The sequence below is a fragment of the Arcobacter sp. CECT 8989 genome (assembly GCF_004116715.1).
In the GTDB taxonomy this organism is placed as follows: Bacteria; Campylobacterota; Campylobacteria; order Campylobacterales; family Arcobacteraceae; genus Halarcobacter.
The window spans coordinates 210613-226312 of the sequence record NZ_PDKE01000003.1 but is presented as its reverse complement, the minus strand read 5'-3'; the positions used below and the strand labels follow the sequence as shown (position 1 = coordinate 226312).

The following is a 15700-nucleotide window of genomic DNA, read 5'->3' as shown; positions in this document are numbered from 1 at the left end:
AAATGACAAACGCAGAAACAATCGCAAAACTTAATGAAGCTTTAGAGAAACTAATAGTTGCATATGAACAATTACAAAACTCTTATGATCAGCTACAAGATGAACATAATACACTAGAAAATGAAAACGAAAAACTAAACAGCGAAAATAATAAACTTAAAGATAAGATCTCAGCTTTAGAAGCTGAAACTAGAAACTTAGAAGATAACTTAAACAACTTACAAGATAGTAGTGAAAAAGACTCTTCAAATATTAACTCTATGTTAAGTAAAATTGAAGGACTTCTAAGTAAAAAAGCACATCCAGAAAAACATAACTATGATGAAGACACTTCTAAAGCTAGAGAAACAATACAAGAAGTTATAGTAGATAAAAAAACTGATTCTCCATCAATAAATACTACTAACTCTTCAGAAAATGATGGAAAAGATGATAATAAAGAGTCTTCTTCTAATAATGGCTCTTCATCAGAGAAAATTGATTTAAATAGAATGGCGTCATTATTAAATGGGTTTAATAACTAAAAAAGAAAAATGATACTTCTATTAAATAAAGATTCTCTATTCTCTACATTTGGGGTTGATTCCTTTCAAAGCTTAGACTCTGCAATAAATAGTATGGCTCCTTCAATGGTAGATTACTATTTATCAGATCTTTCAAATGGAATGGATGATAGCTATTTAAATAAAAGAAGTATTCAAGACAGCATAACAGCTGGAGACTTTTCTTTATATTTAGACTATGATGAAGAAGTTTATTTAGAAATAGAAGAAGCAAATGCTTCTTTAGAGCTTGAAACAGGTTCTTTGTGGTAACCAACTACTAACTAATCCATAAGATTAGTAGTAGCTTTTAATCTCTCTTTATCAAAGTGTGTATATATTCTAGAAGTATTTATATCTGCATGACCTAGTGCTTCTTGAACCAAGATAAGATCATGATGTTTTTGGTAAAGTAGGGTTGCAAAAGAGTGTCTTAACATATGTGCACCATTTTTCTCTTTTCTAATACCTGCTAAAGTTAATATATTTTCAACAATTCTACTAACATAAGCTTGTGTTAACCTATTTCCTTTTTTATTACAAACAACATAGTCTTCATCACAAACCCTTTGATTTAACCAGTTTTGTAAATCATTTTCAATAATTTTTGTTTTAATCATAGCAATACGAGGTTTATTTCCTTTTCCTCGAACTTGTAATACATAAACATCATCTTCTTTGTATAAATCTCTTAATTTTAGATTTAACATCTCAGAAACCCTAATTCCTGTATATATTATCATTTTTAGAATAACTCTATTTCTATAAATAGTATCTGCTGAAAACTCGTACTCATCAATCGCTTTTAAAAATCTATCAATTTCATCTTTATTCATATGAGCAGGTAATTTAGTTCCAGATTTACCACCAAGTCCTGCCCAGTTTTTTAATTCAATTTTAAACTGATATGAGCTTCCATCGTCATTTTCATTTTGTTTGTCTATATAAGAAAAGAAGTTAAGTAGGGCAATTCTATGATTTTTTTTACTTGCATCAGATAAACCACTTGTGTATGAAGCTAAAAAATCAATAAGCAACTCTTCATCAATCTCTTTCATAGATGCTGGTCCAAATGTCTGTAAAAACTCATATAGTTTTGCAAGGGGATTAAAATATGTATTTATTCCTGTTAAACCAATATTTCTTGCTTGTTTAACTAAATCTCTTAATTCTTCAATTGTTTTATTTCCACGAATTAAAACTTGCAATATATTTGCAAATTTTTCTTTGTCATTTACCTGTGTATTAGAAAGTGTTGTTAGCTTATTTCTTATAAATAAGGAGAGCCAAAAACAGTAGGTTTTGTTAAAACTGTTTTCAAAATCAAGTTCGTATCTCATGTAGTGCCTTTATACTTATTAGTAGTATAATAGCAAAATATATATTAATTAGTATTGAAAACTATAATTTTCAAACTTTTTATATATACAAAAGAAGCCCTCTTATCTTCTTTTGTTCTTAGCAAAATCTATTATATATTGAGCTATTTCATCTAAATGAACAATATCTTTTACTGCTCCTGCTTGAATTGCTTTTGCAGGCATACCAAATACTACACAACTCTCTTCATTTTGAGCAACTGTATATGCTCCATTATCATGAAGTTCTTTCATAGCAATAGTTCCATCATCACCCATACCAGTCATCATAACTGCCATTGCAGCTCCACCAACTGTATTATTAACTGATCTAAACATCACATCAACACTTGGTTTATGATGACTAACTTTCATTTCATCCAATAATCTGATTTGGTAGTTTCCACCAGCTGTTCTTTCAATAGTTAAATGCATATTTCCAGGAGCTAAGTAAGCATGTCCATTCTCTAAAGTCATTCCTGTTTCTGCTTGATGTACAGTCAAAGATGAATTATCATTTAATCTATCTGCAAATGATTTTGAAAAACCATAAGGTATATGTTGTGTGATAACTATAGGAGGTAAGTTACTTGTTAGACTTTTAAAGACCCTTAATAATGATTCAACACCACCTGTAGATGAACCAATTGCAATAATCTTTTTCCCCATTAATGGGGCTTGTCTTAATGGTATTACTAAATCTGGATGGTTTTTCTTATTTACTTCTAATGAAGCTTTAGTTTTTACTTGTTTTTTTGCTTTTGGCTTTTTTAAAGTGTATCTTTTTAGTAAGAAAGTAAGATTAAGAAGGTTTTCTTTTATTCTTTCCCCAAAAGATATCATTGACTCCCCTGCTTCAGGTTTAGGAATAAACCCTACAGCACCATCATCAAAAATATCATTACCTCGTACGCTTTCTCCTGAAATAACTACAGCAGGCATAGGGTGAAGTCTCATAAGATTTCTTAAAAAGGTAACACCATCCATTTTAGGCATATTGATATCAATAGTTACTAAATCTGGTTCATATTCTTTGATCTTTTCTCTCGCATCATACGCATCAAAAGCTTCTGCAATAACTTCAAAATCTTCTATACCATTAATCATATCTTTAATAATTCTTCTCATTGAAGGAGAATCATCAATCACTAAGACTGTATACATTAAATCTTACCCTACACTTTAATTAAAATAATTCAATTTCCATTTCTGGTTCCGCTTTATTAGTGTTATCATCAAATAAGTCAACACCTCCAACATACTCTTTGATAACTGGTGCTTTTGTAATTTCTGTTTGTAATGCTTTTTCTTCTTTAAGAATTTTATTGTCAGTTTCACTTTTTTGAGTAACTTTAATAAATGTTTGAAAAGTATCTGCAAGAAGAATTAATCTACCATGTTCTCCTCTTGTATGCTCACTAAGAAGTTTAAAACCCTCTGACTTACAAAAATCCTTTGCAAATTCAACATTTCTATGTCCAATAGAGACAGCAGATACATTTAATTGCATGATATCAGCACCACCAGAAATTTTTGCAGTCATATTTTTTTTATCACATCCAAGTTTGTACATTTCATTTAGCATTGCCTCAACAGAATAAAGACCATACTTCATATCATCATTACTACTATTTGTAGTAGGAAGTAAAAAATGGTTCATACCTTTTATCTTCTTTACTTCATCATAAAACATGATTGCTACACAAGAACCTAACAGTGTTTTAAATGCAATATTATCAGTATCTTTTCCTACTGCAAACTCTCCGCCAATTACAGTGTGAGTATTATAGCCTTTAGTTTTTTGTGTAAATCTTGAGATAGATGCTTTTTCAATGCTTCCATCTTTATGACCTATAACAATCAATTACATTCCTTTGTTTTTATAAAAATATTTTGGCCTACTCTATCAACATAATTTATTAAATCATGAGGGTTTTCAGAATGTCCTAAGTATAATGTTCCACCTATTTTTAAATGAGAAAACAATCTTTTTAGAATTTTGTTTTGATCTTCTGAAGAGAAATAAATTAATACATTTCTACAAAAAATCACATCAAAATACTCTTTTTCAAAAGGATATGAATTATCATTTAAATTATTAACTTGAAAAGTTACCATTTTTTGAAGTTCTGGCTTTACTTTTATTAATATCTCTTCACTAGTTAATGTTTTGTTTACTCTTTTTTTGAAAAACTTTGGCGGTTTTATCCAATCTGGAAACTCTTTTGATGACTTTGCATATCTATAAACACCATTTGCTGCATATTGAAGTACATTTGTATCAATATCTGTAGCAATAATAGAAGCATTTATTCTACTTCCTAATAACTCTTGTGTTTCAAGTACTGTCATTGCCATAGAATATGGTTCTTCTCCAGTTGAAGAAGCAGAGCAATACATTTTAATTTCTTTTCCTGCATTAGCAAATGAAGGAAGAACTCTATCTCTTAAATCTGTAAAATGAAACTCTTCCCTAAAAAAATGAGTTTTATTTGTCGTAAAAGAGTTAATAAACTCCATAGTAAAAGAACCCTCTTCTATGGAATCTAAAAGGTGATCTATATCACCTGTGTATTTTGTATCTCTTTTTAATTTATGAAGCCTATTTGCTATCATAATATCTTTATTCTCTGCAAGAGTAATTCCTGTTAGAGAATAAAGTATTTTTTTCACCCTTTGGTGTAAAACTCTATCGCTAGCCATATCTTTATGAAGCGAATTGAGCTGCTGTCATATCTTTTTCTATTTTAATTTGAGCATTGATAATTCCAAGTACATCTAGAATTAAACCAATACTTCCATCACCTCTAACTGTTGCAGCACCAATTCCTTCTACACTTCTAAAGTTTTTATCTAAAGGCTTAACAACAACTTGATGTTGATTTAGGAATTCATCAATTGAAATTGCAACTTTTTGATTTCCAGATTTAACAACAATTAACATACCATCTTCAAGATTATCAAATGTTGGTTCAACACCAAATAATTGATGTAATCTTACTACAGGAATAAACTCTTCTCTAAGCATTAATAAATCTTGCGAACCATCACCAATTTTTTTAATCATATCTGATGTTGGCTGAAGTGATTCAACAATTGAACTTAATGGTAAGATATATTTTTGATCTCCAACAGCAATGTCTAATCCATCTAGAATAGCAAGAGTAAGAGGTAACATAATAGTAATAGTTGTACCAGCTCCAGGAGTAGTGTCTAACTTAATTGCACCACCTAATTTATGAATATTTGTTTTAACAACATCCATTCCAACACCTCTTCCAGAGATATCAGTAATTTTATCTGCTGTTGAAACACCTGCACCAAATACAAGCATCGCTTTTTCATTGTTATTCATATTATTATATTGATTTTCATCAATTTGCCCTTGTTCAAGAGCTTTTAGAGCAACTTTTTCTCCATCAATACCTTTACCATCATCATCAATAGTAATAATCATTTGACCATTTGCTTGCTCTGCAGAGATAGCAATAGTTCCTACTTCTTCTTTTCCATTTGCAACTCTAACATCAGGAGTTTCTAAACCATGATCCAATGAGTTTCTAATAATATGCATTAATGGATCTGTTAATCCTTCAATCATTGCTTTATCAATTTCAACACCGTCACCATAATGTTTAAATTCTACTTTTTTACCAAGTTTTTTAGAAATATCTCTAACAACCTTTGGAAATTTAGAATAGATAGCATCCATTGGTACCATTCTAATACTCATAATAGAGTCTTGCATTTCTCTAATATGTCTTTCTAACAATTCTAATCTTTCTAAAACAGCATTTCTAGTTTTGTCTGATTCAATTGTTGTAGAGAATTGAGTTAACATTGCATTTGTAATAACTAAATCTCCAACATTATTCATAAGTAAATCAATCTTTTCAAGATTTACTCTAATATTATTAGATGCAGAAGATTTTTTACTAGTATCTTTCTCTTTTCTTGCTATTGGAGCTTTTCTAGCTGCAGCAGATGATACTGAAGGTGTAGGAATTTCTACTTTTTTCTCTTCTGCTACAGGAGCTATTTTAGTTTCTACAGTTTTTGTTTCTTGAGCTTTAATCTCTTCTTTTTGGTCTTCATTATTTGCTTCAATTTTTGATTCAGATGTTATTTCATCCATATCATCAAAGAATCCAAAATCATCATTCTCTTCATGTTCTATCACTGGTGTTGCAGTAGTTTCAGAAAGCCTATCAAGCTCTTCATCAAAAAATCCATAATTGGCATTATCTTTTCCAATTTCTTGGTCATTAAAGAATCCATAAGTTTCATTAAAGTTACTTTCTTGAATATTTTCATCATAAAAACCAATGTTTCCTGCTTCTGATGAACTAGGAGTTTCAACAATTGGAGTTACAGCAGAAGAAGCATCACTAACTGGTGTTTCTACTACAGGGATAGTTTCTTCTGAATTAGGATTTTCTCCACTTATATAAGCTCTAATAGTAACTAATAATTCAGCTGTCATTTCTTCAAAAGTTTCTCTAGACAACTCTTCTGAAACTTCTAAGTCTAGAAGTTCTCTCATTACATCTAAACCATCAATTAATGTTCCAGCCATTTCTGGTTTAAATTCAATTTCATGGTTTCTTAATTTATCCATCATGTTTTCAACATCATGAGTAAATTCAGCAAAAAGAGTTAATTCAACAGAGGCACCACTACCTTTTAATGTGTGAACATCTCTAAAAAGTTGACCCATCTCGTCATCAGTAAGTGTACCGTTACTCTCTGCTTCAAGTAACACATTATCTGCAGATTCAAATAGCTCTTCAGCTTCCTCTACAAACATTTCTCTATATTTAGATATATCAAAACCAGACATGATAAAACCTTTTTATATTTATAATTATAGTTTTTAAACTATCTACTTAAAACTATGTTAACTGCTTTTAATAATTGTTCTGGAACAAATGGTTTTACAATCCAACCAGTAGCACCTGCAGCTTTACCTTTTGCTTTCATTTCATCACTTCTTTCAGTAGTCAAAACTAAAATTGGTTTAGAAGCATATTGAGGTAACTTTCTTAATTCACCAATTAATGTTAACCCATCCATATTTGGCATATTAACATCTGTAATTATTAAATCAAATGAGTTAGCTTTAGCTTTCTCAAGACCATCAACACCATCAATAGCTTCTACAACGTCAGTATAACCACCTTCATTTAGTGCATAATTTAGCATATCCCTTAACATTGTAGAATCATCTACGATTAAAAGCTTAGCCATATAAACCCCTTATTTGTAATAAAAATATATTAATTTAATCAATATTAACTAAACATATATTAATTTAGTATTAAATTTTAAAACTGCGCCGAAGCCAGTTCTATTCTATCTTTTTTAACTTTTAGCACTTTAATTTCAACATCTTGATCAACTTTTAGTACATCTTCTACTTTATTTACTCTTTGTTTAGAAATCTTAGAGATGTGTAAAAGCCCTTCACCACCTTTTGGTAGTTCAACGAATGCACCAAAGTCAGCTATTCTAACTACTTTTCCAGTTAAAACTTCATCTACACTATATAGTTTTTCAAAATCTATATTCTTTTTTTGATGATCTCTTCTTTCAGGAGCATTATTAGAAATAGTTTTAATATGTTCGCAAGCATCTAAAACATTTTGTTTGTTCTCACCACTTACTTTTACATTTCCTGTATCTCTATCTAAATCAATAGAAACAGAGAATTTTTCTATAATTTCTTTAATAGTTGCACCTGCTTTTCCAATTACAACCATAAATTTGCTTGGATCAATTGCAAACTGCTCAATTAATGGTAATGCTTCACTAGGAACAATTTCACTAGCTGCTTCTTCCATAAGACCTAAGATATGTTCTCTTCCTTCTTTTGCTTGAAGTAATGCTTCTTTTAAAACTGAAAGTTCAATTCCTCCAAGTTTAATATCCATTTGAAGTGCTGTAATACCTTCTTTAGTTCCTGCAACTTTAAAGTCCATATCTCCATCATGGTCTTCTAATCCCATAATATCAGTTAATACAGAATAGTCATCACCTTCAACAACCATACCCATTGCAACACCTGCAACTAAGTTAGAAACTGGAACACCTGCTGCTTTAAGTGCTAATGAACCACCACAAACAGTTGCCATAGATGAAGAACCATTTGATTCTAAAATTTCAGAAACTAATCTAACTGTTTCACTATAATCTTTATCAATAGTTGCTTCAAGTGCTTTTTTAGCTAAATTTCCATGACCTAATTCTCTTCTACCTACACCAAACATTGGTTTTGCTTCACCTACAGAGAAACCAGGGAAGTTATAGTGAACCATAAAGTTTTCAGTAGAAGTAGATTTTTCAGTTAAGATTTCATACATTTGACCATCTTTAGCTCCAGCTAAAGTACCAACTACTAAAGCTTGTGTCTCACCTCTTGTAAATAAACAAGAAGAGTGAGTAGAAGGTAAAATATTTGTATCAATAGAAATAGGTCTTACATCTTTAAGTCCTCTTCCATCAGCTCTAACTTTATCATTAACAATCATTTGTCTTACAGCTTCTCTTTTTACAATTGAAACTGCTTCATAAATTGTGCTATATTCAATCTCTTTTTCAACACAATATTCATCTACTAAGATTAAGCTAGCAACTTCTTTTAATTCTGTTGCTCTTTCACTTTTTGCTAGTTTTTGAATTGCACTTTTAATATTTTCTAAATAGTTATCTCTTACATAGTTAATAATTGATTCATCAATTGTAAACTCAACTAGTTTTACATCTTTTGTCTCTTTACAAACAGACTCAAAACCTTTTTCATAAGTTTCATTTGATTCTTTTAATGCTTGTTGTGCAACTGAAATTGCTTCAACAAGTTCAACTTCAGTCATTTCATTTGTTTGATGTACTTTTGTAAAAGCTTCAATATCAACTTCTACCATCTCTTCAGAAGCAATTGATTTCATCTCAATCATTAATAGCTCTTCTTTAGAACCAGCTACATATAAATCAAGTGTTGATTCATCCATATCACTGATTTTTGGATTAACAATATACTCTCCATTGATTTTAGCAACTCTTACACCAGCAACAGATTTTTTAATTGGTAAGTTTGAAGTATATAATGCTGCACTTGCTGCATTTAAAGCTAATACTTGTAAGTCAACATCTTTGTCCGCACTTAAAACTATAACTGTAATAGTTGTAGGATAAACATAACCTTTAGGGAAAAGAGGTCTTAAACTTCTATCAATAACTCTTGAAGTTAATGTTTCAAATTCACTTGGCTTTGCTTCTCTTTTAATAAAACCACCAGGTAGTTTTGCTGCTGCATAAGTTTTTTCTACATATTGAACTGTTAAAGGAGTAAAATCTTCTTCAACAGGGTTATCAAACTCACTTACTACAGTTGCTAATACAACTGCATTTCCTAATTTTGCTAAAACAGATCCATTTGATTGTTTAGCTACTTTATTAAATTCGAAAACCTCTTGTTTTTCATTTAATTCAAATTCACATACTGTTGACATAAGTTTTATCCTTTATTCATTATTTTTAATAAGTCTTCATATTGTAATTCATCAAGTTCATCATAATAGAAACCAATATCTATAAAATGGTCAAGACTCTCTACGTAATATAAATCATCTGCAATTGATTCTATAGTATTTATACTCACTTTTGGTAAGATTGGTGTTGCTACAGAAACTGATTTTGCACCTAGATTAATTGCTGTTTTAATACAAGCCATCATAGTTAAGCTTGTGTTTAATCCTTCATCTACAAGTAGAATGTTTTTATTTGTAAAATCTCCAAGTTTTTTTCCTCTTCTATGCTTACAAACCATTTTTGATAAGTCGTTTTCATAAATATATCTAGACTTTGAAAAAACAAAATCTAAGCTAATATCAAATGCTTTTACTAGTTCCTCATGAATTACAACCTCTTCTGTTTCAGTAACAATTGCAACTTCACAATCTTCATTGTTAGGCGATAGTATTTTTCTTGAAAAAAGTACATCACAGTTTCCCTCTAACTCTTTTGCAATAATCTGAGCTACAGGATAACCTCCATACGAAGTTGCAATAACAATCCACTCTTCAAGTTTCATCTTATTTACTGGTAAAACATCAATAAGTCTATATGCTGCTACATCTCTATTTTTAAAAAAGATTTTATCAGGAGTCATACTATTTATCTCTTTCTAATTCAAACTCTTGTTTAACTGAACCTAATGGCTTTAAAACTAACTGTAAATAGAAAATATCTTGTGTAATAGGTTCTAAGTCCAGAGTTGAAGCAGGTTCTGTTTCTCTTTCAAAACTAATACTAAAATCCCAACATCTATCATTGATATCAAAGTGTATAGCTTCTTTACTTCTATAGTCTCTTTCTAAATCATATGTTGTAGTATAACCTATTTTATAATCATGAGAGATTCTATAGCTTGTAGCTACATTATAAGACTCTAGCTCTTCTTTCCCTGAGTTAGGTGTATCTTTAGACATATAATATCCAAGTCTTAGATAATAGTCTTCATATGATAATGAAAAGTTTGTAGAATTTTCAATAAATTGATCATCTTGATGATTATAAACTACTTTATTAGATATTGCACCTAAACCATAGTTATAAGTGATTTGATTCTCTAAATTATGTAGTTTAGCTTCATCTTGGTCATTATATACAATTGATTGTCTAATTCTATGATTTATTATTTGTTTTAAATTTTCTTTATCATAAATAGATTGATTTAATCCAAATATTATATTATCTGAACTTTCACTTATAGGAAATGAGCTTAACTGAGAGTTTGTATTTGAAATAGAGTAAAGATCACCCTCTTCTTTCATTGTATTAAAATGATTATACTCAGCACTTAAATTCATAGTATGAATATAGTTTTCATAGGGTTTAATTAAATCACTATTTAACATAACACTACTTACACTTTCAACAAAAGTACCGTCTTCAAGATTTAATCCTGTATCCTTATCACTATATTCAAACTTATTTGCTGTTACTTGATGTTTAAACGTAAGTGTTAAATAATCATCTAATAATGAGAATGAATAAGATAAAGGAATACTAAACTCATATTGATTAGCATTTAAACCATCTCTTCTATAGTGGTTAGTATATTTTAAATCTGTAGAATACATTAATCTATCTATTAAAGGTCTACTATAAGAGTGAGCTTGAAGTTTTGGTAATTCTTGAAGAGTTTCATTATTTGATTCTTTTTGTGTATCAATATAATATCTTGAATATGCACCTAAAAAATAGTCAGGAGTATCATACACATAGTTAATTTTAGACTCTACCTTTTTTTCAATAGACTCTTGATATCTACTATCTTCTAAAGAGTTAAACTCTACATCATTTAAATATCTAATAGAAGCATATAATCCATCTTTTGAATCAAAAGTATCTGCAAATAGATTTACTCTTTCATAATCTAAATTAAATCCATAATGCTCATCATCTCTTAAGTTGTTTTCTTCAACATAAGACTCTTTTTCTTTGAAATAACCTGTTCCAATTCTAAGCATAGAATCTGGAGAGTCTGCATATCTAAAATAAAAATATGAACCATATCCTCTACTTGTTCTAATTTGAGGAATAACCTCAATATCATAGTTTGGAGCAGGAGCAAAATATATAGGTTGATTATAGAAAAAACCTTCTGTACTAGAATATCCTAATAAAGGAATTAAAAGTCCTGTTCTTCTTCTTGTATCTGTTGAGAAGCCTAAATATGGTGTGTAAATAACTGGAAAATCTTTTACATATAAAGTTGTGTTATATGTATTAATCCACATATCTTTTGTGTCATAATCCATACTAGTAGATCTAATACTCCAATCTGGATCATCACAATCACAACTTGAAAGAATTGATTTTCCTAATTCAATTAGATCATTTTTCTTATCTGCATCTTTTGAGTTAATCCAGATTTGGCTCTTCTCTTCATAAAAAATATTTGGATTTTGATATAAATCATCATTATTTAGATCTAAAAATGCATAATCACTTTTTGTTTGAACATTATTATTTTTAACAATAATTACATCATCAAATAACTCTAATGTATTTTTATCTTTATCATGAATAATTTTTTGCGCAGTTATATAGTATTTAGGAGAGAATACAACAACATCTCCCTTTGCAACTAGAATATTATTTTTTGTATTTAAGTTATTTGCAATAACTTGAAACTTTTCATTTTCTGCATGTAATGATACAACTAAAATAGCTGTTGCTATAACCTTCTTAAGCATTAACTACCAATGTCCTTCCTACTTTATCATGTAATGTTTGTCTACTTTCTGTAAAGAAAGCAAAAATAAATCCAAAATAGAAAAACATCTCACTAAAAAGTCTAAAAACTGATCTTGTTGCAGAAGTAAGCAAAGATACTCTTCCAAAGTTATTAAAATCAATAACTCTCACTTTAGCTATTATTTTTCCTACAGTTGCACCATAGTACCAAATAAAAAATGTTTGATAAATAAACTTTAAAAGTAATACTTGCCAAATAAAGGCATTCATTACAGCAAGAACAGACACTAAATCTGTTCCATTAACAACTATTTTATCCCAAAACATTACCACAATAATGAATGTTACTAAAAAATCATCAATAACATAAGCTAAAGCTCTTTTTCTATTTGATGCTAATTCTAAGTTATCTGTATTCATACTTTTTATTTTAATGCCTGATAAGCAATATCTGTTCTAATTTTTTTACCTGCAAAATGAACTTGACCACAAAGACCATATGCTCTATCTCTTGCTTGCCTAATAGATTTACCAAAACCAACACAAAGAAGAACTCTTCCTCCTGTTGCCATTAGTTTACCATCTTGCATTTCAACTCCAGCATATGAGATATGTGTATGCTCTTTTAAATCTTCATCAACAATTTCATCAACAATAATTTCTGCAGGTTCACTTGAACCATATGGATAGTTACCACTTGCCATAACAACTGCAACACCATATTCATCTTTAATTTTAATATCTAACTTATCAAGTTGTTTTGTAGCACCCTTATAAAATAGTTCAGAAACAGGAGTTTCTAATAAAGGCATTAAAATTTCACACTCTGGGTCACCAAATCTAACGTTATATTCTAAAATAATTGGCTCACCATTTACTACCATTACTCCAATAAATAGTACACCTTCAAAAGGAGCACCTTCTTGCTTCATACCTTCAAGTGTCGGTTTAATTACTCTTTCTTCTACTTTTTTATAAATATCATCATTTACTAAAGGAGTTGGAGCATACGCACCCATACCACCAGTATTAGGTCCAGTATCACCATCTCCTACTCTTTTATGGTCTTGTGCTGCTGGTAAAACTTTATAGTTTTCACCATCACAAATAGCAAAGATAGATAACTCATATCCATCTAAATACTCTTCAACTACAATAGAAGTCCCTGCATCTCCAAAAGATGAACCTGATAACATATCAGAGGCTGCTTGTTTTGCTTCCTCTTTTGACTGAGCAATAATTACACCTTTACCTGCACATAAACCATCTGCTTTTACAACAATTGGTTCACTCATTGTATCAATGAAATCGTAAGCTTCTTTTTCACTTGTAGTTTCTATAAACGCTGCTGTTGGTATGTTATATTTCTTTAAAATGTTTTTCATATAAACTTTTGAACCCTCTAGCTGAGCTGCAGATTTGCTTGGTCCAAATACAGTTAATCCATGCTCTTTAAATATATCAACAACACCATCTACTAGTGGAGCTTCTGGTCCAACAATTGTTAAATCAATTGCATTTTCTTTTGCCCAAATAGCTAACTCATTATAATCTTTAATATTGATATTCTCTGCAATTTGCGAAGTTGCCCCATTCCCTGGGTTAAAATATAATTTATGATTCTCTTCTTCTTTAGAAATAGCAAGTCCTATTGAGTATTCTCTTCCACCACTACCAAGTATTAAAATGTTCACTTTGATTTCCCCTAAAAATTATTAAAATATCCAAGTAGTCGTTAACCATCAAATGGCCCACAAAAGCCAACGATAGCAGATAAGAGTAACATTTCAGGAGCTTAAACGCAATGAAAAGCTGCACACCATGTTATCCACATTATCCACAAAAAAATAGTATCGGACCCTCAACAATGGAAATCCCGCGCTACTTAGATATATATTATTTTATCTAATTGTATATGAATTAAACATTAAAGTCTGTTATAGTGGGCTTCTTTTATAATTATTTTCCTGAATTGAATTTACAGCATTATCAATCTTATTAAATATTTTTATATTTTTAAATATATTATTTCTATCTAAATTAATAACTCTTTTTTTATCAGAAATTTTTAATAGTAAAATTACTTCAATATCTCTATTTTTTAACCTTGTAACAATCTCTTCTAGCATAAATATTGCTGATAAATCCAAAACACTAACCTCTAAGCAGTCCAAAACAAGAGTTTTTGTTCTAGCTCTTACTTTATCTATCCTTCTATCAAGAATAGAAGCTGTTCCAAAAAATAATGAACCTTTTATCTTAATAATCTTTGTTGACTTATCTTCAATATTAATATCAAAGTCTGATTCTCTTTTAGGATAGATAGTTTTGATTTTAGTATTTTTAGATACTTTATAAACTGCAATAATTGAAGCAAAAGTTATCCCTACTCCCACAGCCATAATTAAATCTACAAAAACTGTTAATAATACTACTGTAACCATCACAAGAAGGTCTTGTTTAGAAACTTTATTTATAAGTCTTATAAACTTATAGTCTAAGATATCAAAACCTACTTTGATTAAAATTCCAGACAATACAGCGAGGGGAATACTTGAAGCAAAAGGTGCTAGAACTAAAACAATCAAAAGTAAAGTAATAGAATGAACTATTCCTGAGACCCTTGTTGTTCCTCCACTTTTTATATTTATTACTGTTCTCATTGTAGCCCCAGCTCCTGGAATTGCTCCAAAGAAAGAACAAATAGAGTTCCCAATTCCTTGGGCAATAAGCTCTTTATTTGGCTTATGTTTAGTTTTTGTCATAGAATCAGCAACAAGTGAAGTAAGTAATGAATCAATTGAACCTAAAAGTGCTAAAGTTATAGCTAAAGTTATAATCGTACTAAGTTTCAAGATATCAAAACTAAAAGGAAATACAAGCTCTGGTAAACCCATTGGTATTTCTCCAATTGTAGAGATTGAAAAATTCATTGATACTGAAAGTAAAGTTACAAAAACTAAAGCAATTAAAGCAGGAGGAATTAGCTTTGCAATTTTTTTAGGAGTTAAAAACATTATTGCTAGGGTTATTGAAGCAATTATAAAAGAATGGAAATCTATATTTTTTATAGTATTCGGAATATTAACTACTGTTTCTATAACCGAACCATATGAATCAACTCCTACAAACGAGTTAATTTGTAAGATAATAATTATAATTCCAATTCCTGACATAAAACCAGAAATAACTGGATAAGGAATATATTTAATCCATTTTCCTATTTTAACAATACCAAAAGAGATTTGAATTAATCCAGATAGAAAGATTACAGTAAAAACAGCTTGTAAATCATTTTGAAAAGTTACTATAGCAGAAGCTGTAATAACTGTCATAGGTCCAGTTGGACCAGAAATTTGGGTAGAAGTTCCACCAAAAAGTGAAGCAAAAAATCCCAAGATAATTGCTCCATAAAGACCTGCAATTGCACCTGCACCACTTGCAACACCAAAGGCTAAAGCCAATGGTAATGCAACAATAGCAGCAGTTACACCTCCAAAAATATCATTCTTAAAAGTGTTTATATTCAAGAAGAACTCC

Annotated in this window: 14 protein-coding genes; 2 read left to right on the top strand and 12 right to left on the bottom strand. The window is 29.9% G+C overall.

Annotated features, from left to right (window positions below; translation table 11 throughout):
- Window positions 1-2: 2 nt before the first annotated feature.
- Both CRV02_RS04670 and CRV02_RS04665 read left to right on the top strand, forming a co-directional pair.
- Entirely contained in the window at window positions 3-524 is a 522-nt protein-coding gene (locus CRV02_RS04670) for a hypothetical protein (RefSeq protein WP_129089362.1), read from the top strand.
- 9 nt (window positions 525-533) lie between these two features.
- On the top strand, window positions 534-815 hold the full coding sequence (locus tag CRV02_RS04665; RefSeq protein WP_129089361.1) for a hypothetical protein: 282 nt from the start codon (window positions 534-536) through the stop codon (window positions 813-815).
- Window positions 816-826: 11 nt separating this feature from the next.
- On the opposite strand, the gene CRV02_RS04660 is transcribed toward CRV02_RS04665, so the two are convergent.
- From CRV02_RS04660 to CRV02_RS04605, 12 genes are all read right to left on the bottom strand, one after another.
- Complete coding sequence (locus CRV02_RS04660; RefSeq protein ID WP_129089360.1) at window positions 827-1882, bottom strand: tyrosine-type recombinase/integrase; 1056 nt, start codon at window positions 1880-1882, stop codon at window positions 827-829.
- 102 nt (window positions 1883-1984) lie between these two features.
- Entirely contained in the window at window positions 1985-3064 is a 1080-nt protein-coding gene (locus CRV02_RS04655; RefSeq protein WP_129089359.1) for a chemotaxis response regulator protein-glutamate methylesterase, read from the bottom strand.
- A 22-nt stretch (window positions 3065-3086) separates the two neighbouring features.
- Complete coding sequence (locus CRV02_RS04650; RefSeq protein WP_129089358.1) at window positions 3087-3764, bottom strand: chemotaxis protein CheD; 678 nt, start codon at window positions 3762-3764, stop codon at window positions 3087-3089.
- On the bottom strand, window positions 3761-4603 hold the full coding sequence (locus tag CRV02_RS04645; RefSeq protein ID WP_129089357.1) for a protein-glutamate O-methyltransferase CheR: 843 nt from the start codon (window positions 4601-4603) through the stop codon (window positions 3761-3763). Before CRV02_RS04645 ends, CRV02_RS04650 begins: the two co-directional genes overlap by 4 nt.
- A 4-nt stretch (window positions 4604-4607) precedes the next feature.
- Window positions 4608-6740, bottom strand: a complete 2133-nt coding sequence (locus CRV02_RS04640; RefSeq protein ID WP_129089356.1) for a chemotaxis protein CheA — start codon at window positions 6738-6740, stop codon at window positions 4608-4610.
- A gap of 38 nt (window positions 6741-6778) precedes the next feature.
- On the bottom strand, window positions 6779-7147 hold the full coding sequence (locus tag CRV02_RS04635) for a response regulator (RefSeq protein WP_129083529.1): 369 nt from the start codon (window positions 7145-7147) through the stop codon (window positions 6779-6781).
- Window positions 7148-7224: 77 nt separating this feature from the next.
- The gene (locus tag CRV02_RS04630) at window positions 7225-9408 is read right to left on the bottom strand and encodes a polyribonucleotide nucleotidyltransferase (protein WP_129089355.1); all 2184 of its coding nucleotides are present in this window, start codon (window positions 9406-9408) and stop codon (window positions 7225-7227) included.
- Between the two features lie 5 nt (window positions 9409-9413).
- On the bottom strand, window positions 9414-10067 hold the full coding sequence (locus tag CRV02_RS04625; protein WP_129089354.1) for a phosphoribosyltransferase: 654 nt from the start codon (window positions 10065-10067) through the stop codon (window positions 9414-9416).
- Between the two features lies 1 nt (window position 10068).
- Window positions 10069-12159, bottom strand: coding sequence for an LPS-assembly protein LptD (locus tag CRV02_RS04620; protein WP_129089353.1), 2091 nt, complete (start codon window positions 12157-12159; stop codon window positions 10069-10071).
- Entirely contained in the window at window positions 12152-12580 is a 429-nt protein-coding gene (locus CRV02_RS04615; protein ID WP_129089352.1) for an RDD family protein, read from the bottom strand. Before CRV02_RS04615 ends, CRV02_RS04620 begins: the two co-directional genes overlap by 8 nt.
- A gap of 5 nt (window positions 12581-12585) precedes the next feature.
- Window positions 12586-13854, bottom strand: coding sequence for a phosphoribosylamine--glycine ligase (purD, locus tag CRV02_RS04610; protein WP_129089351.1), 1269 nt, complete (start codon window positions 13852-13854; stop codon window positions 12586-12588).
- Window positions 13855-14097: 243 nt separating this feature from the next.
- Window positions 14098-15690, bottom strand: coding sequence for a SulP family inorganic anion transporter (locus CRV02_RS04605; protein WP_258239226.1), 1593 nt, complete (start codon window positions 15688-15690; stop codon window positions 14098-14100).
- Between the last annotated feature and the right edge of the window lie 10 nt (window positions 15691-15700).